Annotated in this window: 12 protein-coding genes, 1 tRNA gene and 1 pseudogene; 10 read left to right on the top strand and 4 right to left on the bottom strand. The window is 39.6% G+C overall.

Annotated features, from left to right (window positions below; all coding sequences use genetic code 11):
• Window positions 1-45 precede the first annotated feature (45 nt).
• The 6 genes from HMPREF0669_RS07970 (at window position 46) to HMPREF0669_RS07945 (ending at window position 15,144) form a co-directional block, all read left to right on the top strand.
• Window positions 46-3,114, top strand: coding sequence for a TonB-dependent receptor (locus HMPREF0669_RS07970; RefSeq protein ID WP_020967324.1), 3,069 nt, complete (start codon window positions 46-48; stop codon window positions 3,112-3,114).
• A gap of 24 nt (window positions 3,115-3,138) precedes the next feature.
• The gene (locus HMPREF0669_RS07965; RefSeq protein ID WP_044045673.1) at window positions 3,139-4,731 is read left to right on the top strand and encodes a RagB/SusD family nutrient uptake outer membrane protein; all 1,593 of its coding nucleotides are present in this window, start codon (window positions 3,139-3,141) and stop codon (window positions 4,729-4,731) included.
• A gap of 17 nt (window positions 4,732-4,748) precedes the next feature.
• Entirely contained in the window at window positions 4,749-6,542 is a 1,794-nt protein-coding gene (locus HMPREF0669_RS07960; protein WP_009227983.1) for a T9SS type A sorting domain-containing protein, read from the top strand.
• Window positions 6,539-8,857, top strand: coding sequence for a T9SS sorting signal type C domain-containing protein (locus tag HMPREF0669_RS07955; RefSeq protein WP_009227984.1), 2,319 nt, complete (start codon window positions 6,539-6,541; stop codon window positions 8,855-8,857). Before HMPREF0669_RS07960 ends, HMPREF0669_RS07955 begins: the two co-directional genes overlap by 4 nt.
• Before the next feature lie 204 nt (window positions 8,858-9,061).
• Window positions 9,062-12,982 carry a two-component regulator propeller domain-containing protein gene (locus HMPREF0669_RS07950; RefSeq protein WP_232236459.1) on the top strand — a complete coding sequence of 1,307 codons (3,921 nt, stop codon included), beginning with the start codon at window positions 9,062-9,064 and terminating at the stop codon, window positions 12,980-12,982.
• A 32-nt stretch (window positions 12,983-13,014) separates the two neighbouring features.
• On the top strand, window positions 13,015-15,144 hold the full coding sequence (locus HMPREF0669_RS07945) for an alpha-galactosidase (RefSeq protein WP_009227987.1): 2,130 nt from the start codon (window positions 13,015-13,017) through the stop codon (window positions 15,142-15,144).
• A 388-nt stretch (window positions 15,145-15,532) separates the two neighbouring features.
• Here HMPREF0669_RS07945 and HMPREF0669_RS07940 read toward each other — a convergent pair whose 3' ends face one another.
• Together HMPREF0669_RS07940 and HMPREF0669_RS07935 are read right to left on the bottom strand one after the other, a co-directional pair.
• Entirely contained in the window at window positions 15,533-15,823 is a 291-nt protein-coding gene (locus HMPREF0669_RS07940) for a hypothetical protein (protein ID WP_009227988.1), read from the bottom strand.
• An 8-nt stretch (window positions 15,824-15,831) separates the two neighbouring features.
• Complete coding sequence (locus tag HMPREF0669_RS07935) at window positions 15,832-16,317, bottom strand: GIY-YIG nuclease family protein (protein ID WP_009227989.1); 486 nt, start codon at window positions 16,315-16,317, stop codon at window positions 15,832-15,834.
• Between the two features lie 89 nt (window positions 16,318-16,406).
• Here HMPREF0669_RS07935 and HMPREF0669_RS10140 point away from each other — a divergent pair.
• From HMPREF0669_RS10140 to HMPREF0669_RS07920, 4 genes and pseudogenes are all read left to right on the top strand, one after another.
• Window positions 16,407-16,661: pseudogene (locus tag HMPREF0669_RS10140) on the top strand (IS4 family transposase); the annotation flags it as partial.
• Between the two features lie 292 nt (window positions 16,662-16,953).
• A complete protein-coding gene (locus HMPREF0669_RS07930; RefSeq protein WP_009227991.1) occupies window positions 16,954-17,736 on the top strand; it encodes a phosphatase PAP2 family protein in 783 nt (260 codons plus the stop codon).
• A 49-nt stretch (window positions 17,737-17,785) separates the two neighbouring features.
• Complete coding sequence (locus tag HMPREF0669_RS07925; protein ID WP_020967323.1) at window positions 17,786-19,024, top strand: OprO/OprP family phosphate-selective porin; 1,239 nt, start codon at window positions 17,786-17,788, stop codon at window positions 19,022-19,024.
• Between the two features lie 22 nt (window positions 19,025-19,046).
• Complete coding sequence (locus HMPREF0669_RS07920; RefSeq protein WP_009227993.1) at window positions 19,047-20,339, top strand: histidine-type phosphatase; 1,293 nt, start codon at window positions 19,047-19,049, stop codon at window positions 20,337-20,339.
• A 207-nt stretch (window positions 20,340-20,546) separates the two neighbouring features.
• Here HMPREF0669_RS07920 and HMPREF0669_RS07915 read toward each other — a convergent pair.
• Window positions 20,547-20,618: transfer RNA gene (locus tag HMPREF0669_RS07915), tRNA-Arg, on the bottom strand.
• A gap of 304 nt (window positions 20,619-20,922) precedes the next feature.
• Window positions 20,923-21,660, bottom strand: coding sequence for an ABC transporter ATP-binding protein (locus HMPREF0669_RS07910; protein WP_009227994.1), 738 nt, complete (start codon window positions 21,658-21,660; stop codon window positions 20,923-20,925).
• Window positions 21,661-21,691: the final 31 nt, after the last annotated feature.

The raw sequence follows: 21,691 nt of genomic DNA, 5'->3' as shown, positions 1-21,691 counted from the left end.
TAAAACCCAAACAATCAGACAATATTAAAATTACACCAGAACATCATGAAGACAAAATCATTTTTTATTCTGACACTTTTAGGATGGCTTTCGGTTGCTACTGCAATGGCACAAGAACTGATCGTGAAAGGACTTGTTACTGATAATGCCCAAGAACCACTTGTTGGTATTATTGTAAAAAGCAAAATTCAGTCGGTGGTAACCAACGCTAATGGTCGCTTTGAAGTCAAAGCAAACGAAAACGACGTCCTGACTTTCTCGGGCATTGGATATGTTACAGCAACTCGAAAGGTGAACTCTACCAATGAGATGACTGTGGTATTAGCTGAGAAAAACGAAAACATCGACGAGGTAATCGTGGTAGGAACAGCGATGAAACGTAGCGATCTTACGGGTTCATTGTCTACAGTAAACTCTCAAACACTTAATCAAAAGCCTGCAACTTCTATCAATGAAGCTCTACAAGGACGTGTTGCAGGTGTATTTATCACACCAGGCCAAAGCCCATCTGATGGTGCTGGCATCAAAATTCGTGGTACTAACACCATTAACTCAGGCAGTAATCCTATCTATGTAGTTGATGGTATGGTGATGAGCGATGCCTTTAACTTCTTTAACTCTATCAATCCAAACGATGTTGAGGAGATTCAAGTACTTAAAGACGCATCTGCTACTGCCCTATATGGCTCTCGTGGAGCTAATGGTGTAGTGGTTATCACAACTAAAAAGGCAAAACAAGGTAAAGGACAAATATCTTATGATGGTTGGATTGGCGTGACTACAATGGGTCATCGTCCTGCAACAATGAACACACAACAGCTTTACGACTTGAGGCTTGAGGCGTTTGCGAACGGCTATATGTATAACAATCCAACAGCAGACCGCCAGTCTTATATAGATAATGTATTACTAAAGAACAACATGGCCTTTGCAGAAGAAGAGCTTGCAGGCTACAATTCGGGTAAAACTTATAACTGGCTCGATCGTGTTTCGCAAACAGGTATCAAGCAAAACCACACTCTTAGCTTCTCTAAAGCTACCGAAGGCACCAACCTTTATGTTAGCTTAAACACTACCAACACAAAGGGTGTTATTCTTAATACACACCAAAAAAGCTACACAGGTCGTGTTAATGCTGACGCAAGCATTAATCAATGGGTGAAGATTGGCACTAATACTTCTTTCACATACACTGAAGATAACGTTCCTTCTGATAACGTATTCAACAAGTCTTTATGGGCAAACCCCATGATTGATTATGCTCCTTATGAAGCAGATGCAACTCGCCACTTAAAGGATTACAGAACACTTTACTGGAGAGCACATACTGAACAGAACAATAACGACTTCAATCCGTTCAACTCATTGGAGATTTCTCAAGACAGACAACGCAACTATTTGACTTCAGTTAACTACATCAACATCAATCCTTTCAAGGGTTTCAACATACGTTCGACCTTCTCTTTGAATCACACTACACAGGCTTGGTTTGAATATATACCAACAGGTATTCAAGAAACTGAACGTAACAACAACGGAGATGCATTTTCTAAACACGAGCGTTGGAGCACCACAACATGGCAATGGGATAACTCTTTGAGCTATGTTACAATGTGGGACAAACACCAACTCAACGCTATTTTGGGCACAAGTACAAGTAGAACAATTAACAACTATACCCTTGCAGGTGGTAGTAGATTTGCAAGTAACGACCTAACTTATCACAAGTTGAGCGGAGCAGCTAACTTAGAAAAGCGTTTAATCGATTCTGATTTCGCTAATAGTAGTCTAGTATCATTCATATCTCGTGTGAACTACGACTACGACAACCGCTACTTTGCTACCTTTACTGCACGCTATGATGGTTCATCTAAGTTTGGTACAGGTCACAAATGGGGCTTAATGCCTTCATTCTCGCTCGCCTGGAACATGGCTGGAGAGCAGTTTATGCAACCTTATAGCTCTTGGCTTAACAAGTTAAAGATACGTGCAGGCTATGGTGTCACAGGTAATCAAGATATTGAAAACTATGCTTATCTAACACTTTATTACCCTCAAATATCTAATGGAGTGGCCTCTTATCGCACAAGTGGACGCCGAGGAACACCTGGAATTACATGGGAAAAGCAACGACAAACGAACTTTGGACTTGATATTGCTATGTGGAATAACCGCCTTAGCATGAGCGTTGATGCCTTCTTCATAACCAACGACGATCTTTTAATGAACCACTCGCTTAACAGAACATCTGGTTATACCAACACTTGGGAGAACATCGGTACCATGACTAACCGTGGTTTGGAATTCACTGTGAATGCAACTCCTATCCAAACTAAAGACTGGCAATGGAATGTTGGTGCGAACTTATCACTCGACCGCAATAAGATTACCCGTCTATATGGTGGCGTTAAGGAGATATTGAACGACACTTATAGAGAAGGAAACATCTTCTTAAACAAACCTTTACACACTATTTATACTTATCGCACAGGCGGAATTGCTAACGAAAGCAACCGCTCTCAATGGGAAGGCGTGAACTATAACGGCAAAACGGTGGCTCTTGGCGACCTATTCCCTGCCGATATCAACAACGATAAGGTGATTGATCAAAAGGATAGAGAGATTGTTGGAACTACAACTCCTAAGTTCTATGGTGGTTTCTCTACTGATATTACTTGGAAAGGCTTAACACTTAACACTGTGTTCAACTATTCTGTTGGAGCAAAAAGAATTAGCTCTTACTACGAAAGCCTTATCAACAGTACTGGTGTAAGCAGTGCTTCAACTGATTTACTCGATCGTTGGACACCTCAAAATACAGGTGCTAAATTCCCAAGAGTAATAGATAATGTTACATTATTCAATAGAGTTTCACCCTCTGACCTTGATTTCTCTATCCAAAATGCGTCATATCTAAGACTCTCAACTCTATCATTGAGTTACCAAGTGCCAAGAAGTATCCTCTCATCTATAAAAGTTAACTCGTTGAAAGTGTACTTCACAGCATCTAATCTCTTCTGCATCACTCCTTATAAAGGCTTCGATCCAGAATTAGGAGATAGCAAATATCCTCCAACAAAGATGTTTGTTTTTGGTCTTAACTTTAGTCTTTAACCTCATTTTGAATCAATTAGAGTCATGAAAATTAATATAAAACACATTATAGTGCCACTAGTTACAGGTTGTATCACTCTTTTTACATCTTGTTCAGATTTTCTTACTGAAGAAAGTTCTACGGCTTTATCTGAAAAAAAGATTTATTCTAATCTCCAATATGCAGAACTTAACCTTGAAAGTATCTACACTCAATGGCGCAACAACTGCTTTAAAGACGAGCATGTGTGGATGTTCCTCATTGCAACCGACGAGATACAGAGCGGTGCTTATCAAGCTTTAAAGTCGGGTGCACAACGTGCTGCGATGGAAACTTTCGACGCAAACCTTAACAGTCAGCACGAAAGAATCACCAATGAGTGGAACAATCGCTGGCCATGCGTTACTTCTGCGGCTAAAATTATTCACGCATTGAATAACAATAGCTTACAAACCAACAAAGAGCAAGCAAAGATTTATGGCGAAGCATCATTCTTACGTGGTTGTGTAGACTATCAGTTGGCGATGTATTGGGGACGTATTCCAACCATAGACATGGGCAAAACAGAGCAATTAGGCTATGGACGTCAGTCGCTTAAAGACACATGGCAGTTTATAATTAACGACTTCCAAGAAGCTGCTAAGTATTGTCCTGAAACCCAAAAGCCTGGTCGTGCCACTCGATGGGCAGCCCTTACCATGCTTGGAAAGGCACTTATGTCGGCTCCTGAAGAAACTGGTTTGCGTGATTTTGCAAAGGCTCAAGAATGCTTTGATGAAATTATTAAGTCTGGAAAATTTAGACTTAATGAAGACTTTGCAGACCTTTGGGACTACAACAAGCAAAATACACCAGAGTCTATCTTTGAGTTTCAATTCAAAAATGCCTCTCCCGACAACAATCAAATACAGTTCCAAATAGGTAGTCGTGCTGCACAAAGCAAGTTTACAGATGCTTGTTACTTTGCAGGATACGACCATGCTGTACCCACTAAATATGCTTATTCAACCAAAGCAGATGGTGGTGTTTGGGAAGATGGCGACCTTAGAATGGCCGAAAGCATACGTACCGACTTCACTTGGTTTAATGGTGAGACTCCAACTCTTCAAGGATTGGAATGGGAAGGACTTGGAAACGACTACGATGAGCTACTTCCTCACATAAAGAAGTATGAAGATTTCCGCACAGATAGCCATTCTGGACTTGGTGTTAACAACATGTGGCACTCTGGAAAGAATATTCCTTGGTTGCGTTATGCAGACGTATTACTTCTCAATGCCGAATGTTTAAACGAGCTTGGCCGCACAACTGAAGCCATTAACCTCATCAACACAACCATCAGAAAACGTGCTTGGGGTGGCTCTTTGCCTGCAGATAAGCAATGGACAGCAATGAGTAAGGAAGAATTCCGTACACAAATAATGGACGAACGCATGCGTGAACTCTTCGGAGAGCAATGGAGACGTATCGATTTAGTGCGTACAGGAAACTTTGAAAAGCTTGTAAAACAACGCAACGAGTGGTCGAAACGTTTCGCAACCATACATTCTTACAACACCATTCTTCCTATTCCTCTCACTGAATTACAACAAAATCCAGACATGAAAGAGACCGATCAGAACGAAGGATACAAATAACTTAAAAGCTATAAAATATGAACTACCGATTACCAATTATGCTTTTAGTTGCAACTCTCTCTTCTACAGGGCTAAAAGCAGCAGACAAAGTAGAGAAACCAACCTTCTCTAAGGTTACAATCCCTACCACTTCAAATATGTTTCAGGGCAATCATGCCTTCGCAGATATCAATGCTGACGGAAAAATGGACTTGCTTGTTAAAGGCAGAAACCTTGATAAGGACTGGAATCCAGAAGTTTTTACCTTAATAAATACAGGTCAGTCGCTTTCCACTAAAATTCCTTTCGAAATATCAAATGGCTGGCATAAGGTTGTAACTCCTATCGACTACAACAACGATGGCTACCCCGACATGTTGCTTTCTGCATCTCGTGGCGCAGAACTTTACCGCAACGAGATGGGTAAAAAGATGGTGAAAGTAAGTAATTTCACTATTGAAGATATTGAATTAGATAACGATGATAACAAGGAAATACGTTACACTGGCTTAGTTTCTGTTGCAGATTTCAATTCAGATGGCTGGCAAGATATTGTTACTTTCGATAAATCTGGTAACCCTGTGCTCTACCTTAATAATCAAGGTACAGGCTCTTTCACAAAGAAAAACAATTCAGGTTTAGCAGCACAACGCAACGGAACACTTGCAGCTACCGACTTTAACAACGATGGCTACATCGACTTAGCGATAAGTGGATGGAGCGATTCTGCTGGAGGAACTTATCTATCTGTTTATAAAAACAATGGAGATGGAACCTTTACCGACATTAAAGCCGACACAAGTGTGGGCGGTAGCGTTGCAGGAACAGAGAAAGGACAAATAATGTGGGTTGATGCTAACGCTGATGGACTCATGGATTTATTCATAACAGGAGCTTCTTCGCTTTATTCTTGGAATAGTAAAGCCTTGCTATACCTCAACAATGGCAACAACACTTTCACCAAAAACAAAACTGATTTCGTAGGTGTTAAAAAGAGTGGAGCTGCTTGGTGCGACCTTAACAACGATGGAACAACCGACATTATCTATGCAGGCGAAACACAAGACGGCAAAGCTAAAACCGTTGTTGCATTAGGAAAGCAAGATGGTTCGTTCGAAGTTTACGACAACTTACTATCTGGTGTGCGTAGTGGAGCTGCTATTTCGATATTCGACTACAATGGTAATGGTTCTGCAGAAGTGGCTTATATGGGTTGGGGCGACAACGAAAAGTTTGCCGTTTACACAAATGCCAACACCCAAACATTAAACACTCGCCCTACAGCACCCACTAACTTGCAAATTCAAAACGAGGCTGATGGAGCCTTATTAACTTGGAATGCAGGTACAGATAAAGAAACTCCCGTTGCTGCTTTACGTTACAATGTGTTCGTTAAGCTAAAGAACGGACAAGTTTTCACCATCATTCCTGCTAACATCACCACTGGTTCTTTGATTATACCCGACGCAAACAATGCCATTTCAACACGTTCTTTCAAAGTAAAGGCGTCTACCTCTGACATCGAAAGTTGGGGAGTTCAAACCATAGACCAAGCCAAAAGCACCAGTAGTTTTGCTGTAGCTCAAACCACAGGAATAAACAACACAACAGTTCAAGAAGGCAATGCAGATGTCACCTTCACTCAAAACGGATTCCAAATCAACGCAACTCAAGATGCTCACATCTATCTATATGATGTAGCAGGAAACCTTCTTGAACAACAAACCATCAAAAATAACACATCCTACACATCCCATTTACCAAAGGGAGTTTACATTCTTAAAGTTCAAACAAACAAAAAGAATCAAACTTTTAAAGTAATAAGCAAATGAGATTTCAAATAAGACAACTAACATTTTTATTAATACTTAGTGCTCTTACCAACTTTGTAAACGTATATGCGACGGATATTCATTCGAATGATTGGGATATAACACTCAATCCCAATCATTCGTTTACATTCAATTACAAAGGAAAGACACTTCTAAAGAATGCTTATGCCCGAGCAATAAGCAGTGATAATGAAGACCTATTGTCGTTAGATTACCCTACAATAGCACTGCATTCGGAAGCAATAAGCGATGCTTTTGGAACAGGAACAAAGTATGTTTATACTTTTTCTGGACGACAAGGTAAGCCCAATATGGAGCAGGTTTTTTATCTATACAACAAGCATAACTACTTGCTCACAGAGCTATCATTGGTTTCTTCGGCAGGTAAAATAAGCTCACATCTGCTTGCTCCAATTACAACTACAACAGCATTGTCGGTCTTACCCACACAAGGCGATAACAGAGTGCTCACTGTTCCTTTCGACAATGATAAGTTTCGCACTTATAATGCCATGAAATGGTCGTTATTAAGCGTTGGTACAACCTCTTCAGAAGTAACTGCTTTGTATAATATTTCAACCCGTGAAGCTCTTTGTTTAGGAAGTATTGAACACGATACATGGAAAACTGGCGTTGAAGTTCGCACCTCGGGAAACAATATATTGAAGCGACTTACCCTCTACGGAGGCTATGTTAGCTCTGCAACCAACGATGTGGCAACACGTCATGGCAGTATTTCTGGCATCCGAGTAAAGTCTCCTAAGATGTTTATCGGCTACTTTAACGACTGGAGAACTGCCCTAGAAACTTATGCAGACGCTAATGCTTTGGTGCGTCCAAAGAAAGAAAGCGACCCAAAAGGTATCTTTGGCTGGCAAAGTTGGGGTGGAATGGAAAAGAATGTGAACTACGAAGGAGCTACAGATGTGTCGAACTTCTTTGCACAACACTTACAAAACGAGTTTTCAAAAGACAACAGTCATAAAACTTACATGGTGCTCGACTCGTATTGGGACAATCTAAACGAAACCCAATTGCGTTCGTTTGCAAATCAATGCACCGCCAAAGGACAAACCCCAGGCATTTATTTCACTCCCTTTTCTTTTTGGGGAAAGGAGTCTGAATTAGACTGGTCGGTACCTGGAACCAATGGACAATATAAGTATAAAGATATTGTTTTGCGTGTAAACAACAAACCTATCAAGGTGGGAGGTGCACTTTCGTTAGATCCAACGCACCCTGGAACTAAGCAAATGCTTGCCAATCAGTTTGCATTGTTCAAGTCTTGGGGCTATCACTTCATTAAATTAGACTTCTTAAACAGTGGCTGTGTAGAAGCAGATCGCTATTATAACACATCTGTAACCACTGGTATGCAAGCCTATACAGAGGGTATGCAATATATAGAAAGTCAGCTAAACGATTTCTTTATCGACCTTTCTATCTCGCCATTATTCCCTAATTTCGGAGACGCAAGACGCATTTCGTGCGATGCTTGGGGCAAAATTTCAGACAGTCAATATGTTCTTAACAGCATAAGTTTAGGCTGGTGGTTAGATAGATTATATGCTTTTAACGACCCCGATCACATCGTTTTTGCTGGAAACAACGACGGAGCGAATCGCATTCGCTACACAACGGGCGTCATTACAGGTATGATTTTATTAGGTGACAACTTCAGTTTGGAAGGTAGTTACACAGGACTTGAGGCTTATAGACAGAAGGCTTTACACATAGCAACCAACAAAGAGGTTAACAATGTAGCTATGTTTGGCAGTTCTTTCCGCCCAGTTGAAGGATCATTGGCTAACATCTTCTTGCGTGGAGGCACCGACAATGTGTTCTATTTAGATACCCCTGAGGCTTTTTATGTGGCTGTATTCAATTTCAATACCAGTCAAGAACTTTCGCTATCTTTAGATAAAAAGAGATTAGGAGTAGACAACATCACCAATATTACCGAGCTTTGGACAGGTCAAAAGCTATCGCTCTCGGGCGAAACGCTATCTGTAACAGTACCTAGTGGTGATGCTCGTTTATACAAAATCGATAAAACAAGTACCTCTATTTATACCATACAACGTGACACTTCTGCAGTGGAAGTGTCACATTTTGGCGACTTGTTACACGTTTCGGCAGCAGAGAACATTCGTTATATCGAGCTTTTCGACCTAACAGGAAAGTCAATTGCTCGTCATAACATGGCGTCTGAAAGCACAAGTGCCACCCTTTCGATTCCTGGCAAGCAAGTAGTTATTGTTAAAGTGCAACTTGCTTCAGGACAAAAAGTAAGTAAAACTATTCAATGTCAATAAGAAAAAAAGGTTATTTTTCAAAAAGAGATAACACATCTAAGAAGAACTATGATAGTTTAATTGATAACATATCTCCTTTCAAATCAAGAACAAATAAGCACTTAAAAAATACAATAGCAAAATATTATCAATAATATAATTCCCTCATAGATGAACAGAACAGTGAGAATACCAACATTTTTATTAGTGCTTTTGTTTATATGTATGGCTTCATACATACAAGCAAGAGACCATTTTTCATTCTCACACATCAACGGAAACAATGGTCTTTCATCAGGAAACGTCAAAACTATTCTTCAAGATAGTCGAGGATTGATGTGGTTCGGAACTAAAAACGGGCTCAATAGATACGACGGATATTACGTAAAACACCTCGACTGCTATGACAACCAACACCACATTGGCAACAATAATATCGGTGCTTTATACGAAGATACACAGAAAAACCTGTGGATTGGCACCGACAGAGGCATCTATATCTTCTACCCCACCACATCAACTTTTCAGTTTGTGTCGTCTAAAACGGCAAGTGGTGTAAGCCCAGATAACTGGGTTCAGGAAATTTGTGGCGATAAACGAGGTAACATTTGGGCATTACTCCCTGATATGGGTGTGTTCCGTTGGAACAAGGGCGCAATGAGTTATTATCGCATCACACAAAAGAAAGGCATCAAAAAGCAAAACCCAACGAGTATTTGCGTGCTACCTTCGGGCGAAATTCTTGTTGGAACAGCAGGAGCAGGACTCTTTCGTTACGATCACAAAGCCGACTGCTTTAATTATATTTACGAAGGCGATGCTTTCCAATTACAAAACAAAAACATCATAAGTATTTGCAATGAGAGCAACAATCATGCGCTCTTGGGTTGCGAAAATGGCGAACTTTATCGCTATAACCTATCTACTGGCAAGATCACTCCTATGACCTACTCTATGAGTGGACGTATCTTTTTGCGTGACTTGCAATGCATCGACAACGAATTGTGGATAGGAACACAACAAGGTTTGTATGTCATTGACCTCAAGACGAGCAAAGAGCGTTATTTAAAAGAAGACTTAGAAAACCGATTTAGCTTGTCGGATAATGTCATTTATTATATTTATCACGCCCCAGATAAAAGTATTTGGGTGGGAACTATGTTCGGTGGAGTGAACTATATTATGGGCAATCCCTTCTATTTCAAAAGCTTTTTATCTTCTTCTTTTGCTTCTTCGAAGGAACATATACGCATAAGAGGATTGTCGAAATTTGATAATGGACAGATGATGATAGGCAGTGAGGCACATGGAACCTATCTTTTTAATCCTCAAACAGAACTATTCTCTAAGCATCAAGCATCGCACAACACCACAGGGGTTACGTTTATACGCAACTCGAAGGGAGCTTTACAAATTGGATTGTTGCGTAATGGTTTGAGAACAATCGAGCAAGGCAAAGACTTTATCTTATCTGAAATAGACTCAGAGACAAACGATAACAGCGTTTACGCATCGCTCACCGACCGCCAAAACAACCTATGGGTAGGGTTAGGATCAGGACTTTATGTGCGAAAAGCGGGCAAAACGACTTTCGAACGCATTAAAGAAGTGGGCTACGACTGGGTTTTCGACCTCTTAGAAGCAAGCGATGGCACCCTATGGATGGCAACAATGGGTAACGGAATATGGCATTATAATCCTCGAACCAACACTTTCAAACGCTATGTTTACGATCCTCGCGATCCAAACGGACTGCGTTCGAACTCAATTAGTTCTATAATGGAAGACCAACAACACAACATTTGGTTTTCAACCGACCGAGGAGGGATTAGCAGATACAATGCAAAGAGCGACAATTTTACATCTTGGGGCATCGCAGAAGGGCTTCCCGACGATGTAACCTACGATATTCTGCAAGACACAAAGGGCTTTTTATGGTTCGGAACCAACAAGGGATTGGTAAAATTTAACCCTCATAACCAGTCTGTTAAGGTGTTTACTACTAAAGATGGACTACCTGGAAACGAGTTCAACTACCACTCTGCGGGCAGTGATAACATGGGTAATTTCTATTTTGGAGGCATCGATGGACTGGTAAAATTCAATCCTTTAAAACACATTCCTCACGCTCAAAAGCCTAAATTATACTTCACTCGCCTACTCATTGACGGCAAAGAGGTGGCAGGAAGCACCGACATCTTGTTTAAAGATAAAATCACTCTGCCCCACGACTCTGCCAATATCGTATTAGAAATGGCTTCTCCCGACTTTGTTTCGATGGGCAACAAGCACTATAAATATAAGTTAGAGCCTATTGATAAAGAGTGGATCGAAGTGAACATGCAAGGCAATGTGCCCTCAATATCATATGCCAACCTGCCAATTGGCACATACACGCTACATGTTTTGGTTGAAAACAACGGTCAAATAAACGAACGCCAGCTAGAAATTGTTATTCTTGCACCTTGGTATAGAACCTCTTGGGCATATCTTTGCTATGGCTTATTACTCATATTGGTGTTCTTCTTTTGGTTCAGATGGTATCGAAAATACAAAGACAGAGATATCAAAGTGCGCCAAAAGCTCTTGACCAGCGAAAAAGAAAAAGAGGTATTTGAAAGTAAGGTGCGTTTCTTTACAGAGATTGCACACGAAATTCGCACGCCTTTAACCTTGATAGAAGCTCCCTTAGAGTCGATGAGTGAGATGGAAATAGAAAACAAACAGATGAGTCACTACTTAGATGTTACCCGCAGTAACACCAAACGTTTGTTGCAACTCACAGAGCAATTACTCGATTTCAGAAAGGTTGAAACAGCCAATTTGCAAATGCATTACGAAGAAACCAACGTCAACATGTTGCTCAACAACATTGTTTCTCGTTTCGAACCCACCATAACACTCAGACGAAAAAATCTTGTTTGCAACATCACCGACGAGCCAATTATATCTGAAATAGATAGAGAGGCGGTTACAAAGATTGTGAGTAACCTGTTGAACAACGCTTTAAAATACACCCGAAGCACCATTATTGTTGAGTTAAAATTGAAAGATAATAACTTTGAAATATGCATTATAAGCGATGGTAGAAAGATAACAGCCGATGAAGCACACCATATTTTCGAACCATTTTTTCAGTTAGACGATACAAACAATAAACATGGAGGAGTTGGTTTGGGCTTATCTGTTGCTCATTCACTTGCAGAAATGCACGGAGGAACGCTCTTTTTATCTTCTGATAACCACGAAGAGAACGTTTTTGTATTGTCTTTGCCTTTCAAAAGCAAGAAAAAACAGGCACAACAGCTATTTACCAACGAATCTACTAACTATATTTCGCTCGACGATTCACCTCTAAAAACGCCTAACCAACAAGGCTATACGTTGCTATTAGTAGAAGATCACGATGAAATGCGACGATTTATTGCCGAACAGCTTGAACTGCATTTTATTGTAGAAACAGCTTCTAACGGAAACGAGGCCTTAGCTATTCTGGCCGAAAGGCACATCGACATCATTGTTACAGACATCATGATGCCTAACATGAATGGCTTTGAACTATGCAAAAAGGTGAAGAGCGACATCAATATATCACATATTCCGATTGTCCTACTCACTGCAAGAAACGACATACAAAGCAAGATTGAAGGCCTAAAAGCAGGCGCAGAATCGTATTTAGAGAAGCCTTTCTCTATTAAATACCTACGTCAGCAGTTGCTTTCTATTCTAGATAACCGCCGAAGAGAGCGCACTGCTTTCTCACAAAATCCTTTCTTTAGCATTGATAGCATGAAGACCAACAAGGCTGATGAAGAGTTTATTAATAAAGTAATATTGAAGATTGAAGAACATCTTGCAGACGAAACGTTTAACGTTGAAACCATGGCAGACCTCTTTTGTATGAGTCGCTCGAGTCTACTAAGAAAGATTAAGACGCTCTTTAACCTTTCTCCCGTAGAGCTTATACGCACCATTCGCATGAAAAAGGCGGCACAGCTCATTCAAGAAGGCAACCATTCTATTGCCGATGTGGGTTTTATGGTGGGCATTTCCTCACCTGCTTATTTCAGTAAACAGTTTGGAAAACAATTTGGAATAACCCCAAAAGACTTCGAGAAGCAATGCAAATCAAATACTAAAAGCTAATAATATTATATACAATTTATTCACCTCTACTTATGAAATATTTAGCATCAATACTTTTGTCGGTGAGCTTTCTACCGCTTTCTGCACAAGAAATTGTTATTCATACCAATAACACTGCATTGGTATTACATGTTGATAAGGACAAGCGAGTGTATCAAACACATTTTGGTAAGCGACTCTTGCACGAAAAAGAGTATGGTCTTTTGCCTCAAATGGGCGAAGTGTGCATTTCGAATGGCAACGGAAACTATTTCGAACCTGCCTTTCACTTCACCAATAGCAAAGGAAACGAAACAGTAATACTTAAATATGTGTCGCACCAAGTGAAGAAAGGCGATGGTAACAGCACTGAAACCATTGTTCTTTTAACCGACAGCGTGCGCAACAATAGCGTGCGTTTGTTCTACAAAGCCTATCCAAAAGAAAACGTTATCGTTACTCATTCTGAGATTATCAATAACGATAAGAAACCTATTACATTGAAGAAATATGCCTCTTCGATGCTCCATTTCAAAGCACAAGACTATTATCTAACTCAATTCAATGGCGACTGGGCTGCCGAAGCGAGCATCACCGAAAGTCAATTGGGATTTGGAAAGAAAATCATCGATAGCAACTTGGGCACCAGAGCCAATATGTTTGCATCGCCCTTCTTCTTGCTTTCGCTCGATAAAAAGGCTGATGAGAACAACGGACAGGCTATTCTTGGAACATTAGGATGGACAGGTAACTTCCGCTTTACATTTGAAAAAGACCACGAAAACAAGTTAAGAGTAATTAGTGGCATCAACCCTTTCAACTCTGAATATCAACTCAAGGCTGGCGAAACCTTCGTAACTCCTGAGTTCATCTTTACTTATAGCGATGAAGGAACGGGCAAAGCAAGTAGAAACTTGCACAACTGGGCACGCAAATATCGTGTGAAAGATGGCGAAGGCGACCGCCTAACACTATTGAATAACTGGGAAGCTACGTTCTTTGACTTTAACGAAAAGAAGATTGTTGATTTGATTAGCGAGGCAAAATCGTTAGGAGTAGATATGTTTTTGCTCGACGATGGCTGGTTTGGAAACAAGCATCCACGCAACGACGACAAAGCAGGTTTGGGCGATTGGCAACCTAATAAAAAGAAACTTCCTAACGGAATTAAGGCTTTAACCGATGCTGCTAAACAACAAGGCGTTAAGTTTGGCTTGTGGATTGAACCTGAAATGATTAATCCAAAGAGTGAGTTGATGGAGAAACACCCTAACTGGGTGGTGGCATGGAACGACAGAGAGCGTTACTATTTCAGAAATCAATTGGTGTTAGACCTTAGTAATCCTGAGGTACAAAACTATGTTTACGACATCGTTGATGGACTTCTTACTACCTGTCCAGACATTGCTTATTTTAAATGGGACTGCAATAGTCCACTCACTAACATCTACTCTAATTACGAGAAAGAGCACCAGTCGCACCTATTTGTCGACTATGTGAAAGGACTTTACAAAGTGCTCGACCGACTAAAGGCTAAATATCCTAAGATTCCTATGATGCTTTGCTCGGGCGGTGGCGGTCGTACCGACTACGAGGCGTTGCGCTATTTCACCGAATTTTGGGCGAGCGACAACACCGATCCTATTGATCGTCTCTACATTCAATGGGGCTTTTCGCACATCTTCCCTGCCAAAACCATTTGCGCTCACGTAACAGAATGGAACCGAAAGGTTGACCTTAAATTTAAAGTTGATGTGGCAATGATGGGCAAAATGGGCTTCGACCTCAACTTCTCTACCCTTCCTAAGGCCGATGCCGACTTCTGTAAGAACGCAGTAAAGGCGTATAACGGCTTTAAAGACATCATTTTCAAAGGCGACCTCTATCGTCTTGTGTCACCATATAGCAACACTCACACTGCCACTATGTATGTAGACGAGGCACAAAAACGTGCTGTGGTGTTTGCATTCGACATCTTCCCACGATATAGCACCGCTGAGTCTACCCGCCTAAAACTACAAGGATTGCAGGCAAACAAGATGTATAAGGTGAAAGAAATTAATCGCTACGATGGCAAAGACATCGAAGTGGGCACTTTCTCGGGTGACTATTTGATGAGTGTGGGCATAAAAGCTTTCTCTGAACACCGCCTTCAAAGTAGAATTTTCTTGGTGGAAGAATAGGCGAACTATAACCTGAAATAAATAATATTACTAAAGTTTCCCACCCCAATAAATAGATTGAAAAACAACAGTTTGTCGAATTTCCTTTGTAAATTAGTAATCTATAAACAACTGATTTTAAAGACAAAACAACGAAACTGTTATGGAAGAAAAAATAGAGAAAATCTTAGCCGTGTGTTAAAGCTCAATGAATATGGGGCGTAACTGGCAAAGATGAATGGGGAAAACCAGTGTTTTAAGGGGGTGGGAAACTTTAGTTATTAATATACTTCGCCACTCATTGTTATGTTGGAGCAAAAGATTATAGCCATTATTAATGGTTAATCATATAATTCAGGATCGCCAGTTGTTCGGTCTACAAATTCCTCATCGTATTCTTCTCCTGGTATTAGTCATCAAAATCGGGGTTATCGTAAAGATCTTGGTCATCATTTAGATCATAGTCTTCAATGCTATGTGGATGTTGAAGTTTTCCACTAACTCTTATACTATCACGTTGTTTTTCCAAAATTTCACGATATTTCTTTATCTTTTCTCTACGTTCTTCTTCCTGCTTATGCCTTTCTTGCCTTTGTTTAGACTCCTGCAAAGAAAAATAAAGGTTAGAACCATAAATTATACCCACGATAATGATACTCGTAAATAGCCCAAGCAAAATATCTTTGTAGAGTTTTTTCATCGTCCGTTTTAGTCTTTCAAGTTGGCAAAAGGTCGTTTACCACCATGTTCTTTCTTGAATTGAGCGATCATTTCTTCTTCAACTACACGTGGATTTTCATCTGTTTCTTTCCAACATACCAATAGTTCACGTGAATCTTTTAACTGCCAAATATATCGTCCACCCCAGTGAGTGGCAAATTTTCCCTCACCAAAACGAAGGTAACTTCCAAGTCGCTTCTTCAAAGATGTAGCCTTTCCAATATACATAATAGCCTCATTTGGCACCCAGTTATCTCTTAATTCAGCAATAGAAACATTTGGATTCCTCGGTTCTTTTTTCTTAAAGAAGCCACCAGTTCCTTGTTCAAGAAATTCAGGTTCAGAATCTTTTAAGCGCAAAATAATATATACTCCACTATATGAGGGAATCATTTTACGACTTTGCATGAGGTTTTCCACAAAAATAAATCCCTCGAAACCATCACTTTTTAATCTTTGGATAATATCATTCATAGGTCTTTTTGATATAAAGTTATGTCGAATACTTTGTAAATTAGTAATCTCTAAACAACTGATTTTTAAAATAAAATAATAAATCTGTTATAAAAGCAAAAATAAATAAAATAAATGAGTTGTCCAAACTTTTGAGTATTAAAAACCGAATGAGTGATGATTTGTTTCATCTTTTTGGTAAGTTTGGCATCGATCAGATGTTATCTCGTCTGTCATTAGAGAAGTAAGACGGATTTTTCACTTCGTAACTGATCCTTTCTCTTTGTCTCTTCCGCATCGTGAATAAGAGCTTCCATAGTATATGCAAGCATAAGATATATGAGCTTTCCAATCATGGAAAGAACTGATACTTTTCTTTTCCCTCATCAAAAGCAGTACCTTTTAACTGCAAAAGCAATCGAATTACACTCTAAAAGCAATGCAATTACATTGCAAAAGCATAACTTTTAAAGATAAATAATTTTATAATCGAATTGCTCTGAAATACCCTATAAATGGCTATTTATGGGCATTTTTGCAAATAGTTGCAATTAAGAAAAATTGTAAAACAACCAATTGCAACTATTTTACAAACTAATTAATACCTATATTTGTGACATAAATCAATTTTTTCAACTATTTTAAAACAACTATTTTATGAAATTCAAACACGCTTTATTAGCAGCTGCAACTCTATTTGTTGCAACTAGCACCTTTGGACAAGAAAAAATTAAAGATGTAAGAACTAAACCTGATTTGTATTTCCTACAAATTGGCGAAGTAGCTAACAGCTTAAAACTTCTTCCTCCACCACCACAACCAGGTTCAGTTCTATGGTTAAACGATGTATCTCAATATCAATGGGGTAAGATGCAACGTAACACTGAGCGTGGAGACCAAGCAGTTTCAGACGCAAGAGTAAACGGAGATGGTGTGCCCAATGCCTTTTCTGATGCTTTCGGTGTTCGTATTTCAAAAGAAACAACACCCGAAATCTATAAATTAGTTCTTAACATGCGTGAAGATGCTGGCGACCTTGCAACACGTGCAGCTAAAGAACACTATATGAGAATTCGTCCTTTCGCATTCTTCAAAGAAGCAACATGTAACCCAGAACAACAACAAGAACTTTCAACTAATGGTTCTTATCCTTCAGGTCATACTTCTATTGGTTGGGCTACAGCTCTTGTTTTGGCAGAGATTAACGTAGATCGTCAAAACGAAATCTTACAACGTGGATTTGAAATGGGTCAAAGTCGTGTAATTTGTGGCTACCACTTCCAAAGCGATGTTGATGCAGCTCGCATCGTTGCAAGTGCTGTTGTGGCTCGACTCCACGCTAACGACGCTTTCAACAAACAATTAGAAAAGGCTAAGAAAGAATTTACAGCACTTGTAAAAGCAGGTAAAGTACAGAAAAGTACTTTCAAAGCTAACTAACAAAAAATAATTATTCAACTGTATTTTTCATTCTATCCATAAATTTAATATGAAAAAAATAGTAATAATGAGTACACTCCTCCTAAGTAGTTGGAGTGTAGCTCTTGCCCAAAAACTTTCTGCAGAAGCCACAACAGAAAATGTTTTTGCAACTTCTCAGCCTATAGAAAACGCACAACCAGTGGTTGCAAGCAAAGAGAATGAAGAACCCAAATTAAGTGTTAAACCAACAGGTAGAATTTTGTTCGATGCAGCTTTGTTTGCACCAAAGAACCAAAAAGATGTGTTTAACGACGGATTTGGCATTCCTGATGCACGTGCTGGTGTTGCTGCAAAATATGGTAAATGGTATGGAAAGATAGACATTGGCTATGCATACGGCAAAGTTGGATTGAAAGACATTCTTATGCAATACACTTTCAACAAGCATCAACTTATTAAAGGAGGTTATTTTGTTCATCAATTCGGTTTGCAAAGTGCCACAAGTTCATCTTTCAAAATTTCAATGGAAGAGCCTATGAGCCAAGGAACATTCGGAGATTCACGTCTATTAGGATTGATGTATGTTCACGATCTCGGTAAGTTCTTCGGAACATTCAGTTTCTTCACAGAATCGAACTCTATGAAGATGCCTTCAGACCAATTAGGTAATCAAGGTTTCGGAATGATGTCTCGTTTGCTATATAAGCCTTTCACAGAAGACGGAAATATTCTACATTTTGGTATTTCGGGTGCTTTTGAGACTCCACAATACGACAAAGCAGCTGCATTGAACCACAAAGTATATACTTTAGCAGCACCTTTCCCAACTCGAGTAGCGAAAATCCCAGCCCTACAAGCAAAGGTAGAACATGCTAAACGCTTATTCAAAATAAGTCCAGAAATAGCTGCAGCAAAAGGAAAGTTAGGTATTGAAGCTCAATACTACTATTTAACTATCACACGTGAAAATGGCTTTAAGAACTATAAAGCAAGTGGTGCATACTGCAGTTTGCGTGGTTTGATTAAAGGATCCGACTATAGTTACACTCATACTGATGGCGGAATTGATACTCCAAAGCCTGGTTCTATGGAGCTTGTGGCTGCTTATAACTACACAGATCTATCTGATAATAAAGCAGAAATATTGGGTGGACGAGCTAACGACTGGTCGTTAACCTACAATTACTACCTCAATAAATATATGATTTGGCGTTTACGTGCATCTTACACCAAAGTAACAGATTGCGCAATACACGAAAATAATCATGTAGGAATATTAGAAACACGTCTCCAAATTAAGTTTTAATTAACTAAATCTACCAAACATCATGAAACGTAATTATATATTTCTATCATTACTACTGCTAAGCTTATGGTTAAACCCCATAAATTCAACAGCACAAATCAAACGTAGCGATAGCTTCAAAGAAAAGTATTCGCTCAAAGAAGTCGTTGTTTTGAGTCGCCACAACATACGCTCTCCTCTATCAAACGGAGGAAGTGTATTGGGCAAACTCACCCCACATCAGTGGACAGACTGGAGCTCTTCTGCAAGTGAATTAACCCTTCGAGGAGGTGCTTTAGAAACTATTATGGGTCAATTTTTTAGAAAATGGCTCGTAAAAGAAGGTTTATTTCAGGAAAATTGTGTACCTTCGCACGACGAAATGTTGGTTTATGCCAATAGTATGCAGCGCACAATAGCTACCGCACGCTATTTTTCTGCAGGATTTATGCCTATCGCAGACATCCAAGTTCACCATAGATTCTCGCCAAGTAAGATGGATCCTATCTTCTTTCCAAGACTCACTAAGGTGTCAGAAGAATTCAAAAAGGAGGCTTTAAAGCAAATAGCTGCAATGGGAGGAAAACGTGGTATCGTTGGAATTAATGAAGAATTAAAAAGCAGTTACGATATCATTGAAAACACACTCGACTTGAAAAGCTCTCCAGCTTGTAAGGAAGGAATCGCTTGTTCGTTTGATGATTACAACACAAAGATACTCTTAGAGCTTGGAGAAGAACCAAGAATGAAAGGCTCTTTGAAACTTGCGAACACTGCATCAGATGCTTTTATCTTGCAATACTATGAAGAAAGCGACGCAAAGAAGGCGGCTTTTGGTCACGATTTGACGCTATCGGATTGGGAAAAGATTGCAAAAGTGAAAGATGTATATGGAGATGTGCTCTTTGCAGCACCCATAGTGGCAGTGAATGTGGCTCATCCTTTGTTGGTTTATATCAACGATGAGTTGAATGCAGACAAGCGAAAGTTTACTTTCTTGTGTGGACACGACTCTAATATTGCCAGCGTTGGCGCAGCATTGGGTATCGAACCCTATTCGCTTCCCAATACAATTGAAAAGAAAACACCCATCGGATGCAAACTTGTTTTCGAGAAATGGGTAGACAAAAATGGTGAGGTTTTTGTAGCATTGAATCTCGTTTATCAATCAACAGACCAGCTTCGAAACCTCGAACCGCTCAATCTTAAAACACCACCAATGGTGTTTGAGCTCAAACTTAAGGGATTAACGCCCAATAATGACGGACTTTATACGTTCAAAGACGTAAACAATCGTTTTATTGAGGCTATTCGTGCATATGAGAATATCAAATAAAATAAATCTGTTTTAATTATGTTACGTAAAGAATTCCGATTAGCTGTGAAGTTCGTTGGAATTCACTTTTTCATTTTTCTTCTACTTAAAATGTGATCCTATGGACACAAAATAAAGGGAAAGTGCTTGTGTAAGTACTTTCCCTTCTTTGTTATTTAGATAATCATCCTCAATGAATTATATTTCAAGTGTCCTCTTTTTGTGCTGTACTCCCACCGAGAATCGAACTCGGATCAAAGGTTTAGGAAACCTTCGTTCTATCCATTTAACTATGGGAGCGAGGCTTTTCACCAAACGAGTTCATACAGTTTCCTAACTCAATAATAATACCTTTACATCAAAATACGAAAGAAATACTATTGCAATGTAATCTTTTCGTTTAGTAAATCCAAAAAGATTCTCTTGAAATAATTATTCAACTGCAAAGTTAAACATTAATTATTAAAATCCCAACCGCAAACGTTTTTTTTTGATTGTCAATTTCAATAGATACGAATAAAAATGATGTTGATCTCTTTTTCAGGTGATTTAAAGATGCGAATAGCGTTTCTCAAAGGATCTATCACCTTAAATCTGCCCCCAATTAAAGACTATATCCCAACTCTGCTACATGCTTTTTCATTGCCTCATCGTTGCATTTTCCCGTAATAAGTTGCCCTTCTGAAGACATAAACCACAACTCTGGATTGGCTTTTAAGGCGATATCGAGGTCGTGAGTGGATAGAATCACGATTTTATTGTATTCCTTTGCCAATCTATTGAGCTGTTGCATCAATTCCACTTTACTTGGATAATCTAAGAAAGCACTTGGCTCATCTAACAGCATTAGCGGTGTTTCTTGAGCCATAGCCTTTGCTATAAAGGCTTTTTGACGCTCTCCATCGCTCAACATCTGCACCTTTTTCTCTCTTAAATGCTCGATGTTTAAGAGCGAAATAGCCTGATTTACCATTTCGATATCATGCTGATTCAATCGTCCAAAGAACCCAGTATGAGGCAATCTGCCCAACGAAACCAACTCAAAAACGCTCATTTCGCCCGTGTCTACCTTGTCGGTTAGCACCACACTCACCAACTTCGACAGCTCACTTGCAGTGTAGTTGCCCACCAATTGGCCGTTTATCAACACCTCTCCCGCCACAGGTGCAATGAAACCAGCCAGCGTTCGCAACAGAGTTGTTTTGCCAACGCCGTTCTTTCCAATCAAACAAATCAGCTCATTGCGGGCTATCTCCACATCAAAAGCACATTGGTTCATTGCCCTTTGCTTTCCTTTCGAGGTATAACCCACCTGCAATTGGTTCAGTTTTAGTTCTATCATCACTACAAAGATACGTCTTTCGTTGTTTTAA

It is taken from the genome of Prevotella sp. oral taxon 299 str. F0039, assembly GCF_000163055.2.
GTDB lineage: Bacteria > Bacteroidota > Bacteroidia > Bacteroidales > Bacteroidaceae > Prevotella.
Note: the sequence above shows the minus strand (reverse complement) of the source record. Positions and strands in the feature narration are given on the sequence as shown.

What these genes read in the sequence shown, in the direction of transcription:
- HMPREF0669_RS07970 (WP_020967324.1), top strand. Translation starts at nt 46, where the DNA reads ATGAAGACAAAATCATTTTTTATTCTGACACTTTTAGGATGGCTTTCG.
- HMPREF0669_RS07965 (WP_044045673.1), top strand. Translation starts at nt 3,139, where the DNA reads ATGAAAATTAATATAAAACACATTATAGTGCCACTAGTTACAGGTTGT.
- HMPREF0669_RS07960 (WP_009227983.1), top strand. Translation starts at nt 4,749, where the DNA reads ATGAACTACCGATTACCAATTATGCTTTTAGTTGCAACTCTCTCTTCT.
- HMPREF0669_RS07955 (WP_009227984.1), top strand. Translation starts at nt 6,539, where the DNA reads ATGAGATTTCAAATAAGACAACTAACATTTTTATTAATACTTAGTGCT.
- HMPREF0669_RS07950 (WP_232236459.1), top strand. Translation starts at nt 9,062, where the DNA reads ATGGCTTCATACATACAAGCAAGAGACCATTTTTCATTCTCACACATC.
- HMPREF0669_RS07945 (WP_009227987.1), top strand. Translation starts at nt 13,015, where the DNA reads ATGAAATATTTAGCATCAATACTTTTGTCGGTGAGCTTTCTACCGCTT.
- HMPREF0669_RS07940 (WP_009227988.1), bottom strand. Translation starts at nt 15,823, where the DNA reads ATGAAAAAACTCTACAAAGATATTTTGCTTGGGCTATTTACGAGTATC.
- HMPREF0669_RS07935 (WP_009227989.1), bottom strand. Translation starts at nt 16,317, where the DNA reads ATGAATGATATTATCCAAAGATTAAAAAGTGATGGTTTCGAGGGATTT.
- HMPREF0669_RS07930 (WP_009227991.1), top strand. Translation starts at nt 16,954, where the DNA reads ATGAAATTCAAACACGCTTTATTAGCAGCTGCAACTCTATTTGTTGCA.
- HMPREF0669_RS07925 (WP_020967323.1), top strand. Translation starts at nt 17,786, where the DNA reads ATGAAAAAAATAGTAATAATGAGTACACTCCTCCTAAGTAGTTGGAGT.
- HMPREF0669_RS07920 (WP_009227993.1), top strand. Translation starts at nt 19,047, where the DNA reads ATGAAACGTAATTATATATTTCTATCATTACTACTGCTAAGCTTATGG.
- HMPREF0669_RS07910 (WP_009227994.1), bottom strand. Translation starts at nt 21,660, where the DNA reads ATGATAGAACTAAAACTGAACCAATTGCAGGTGGGTTATACCTCGAAA.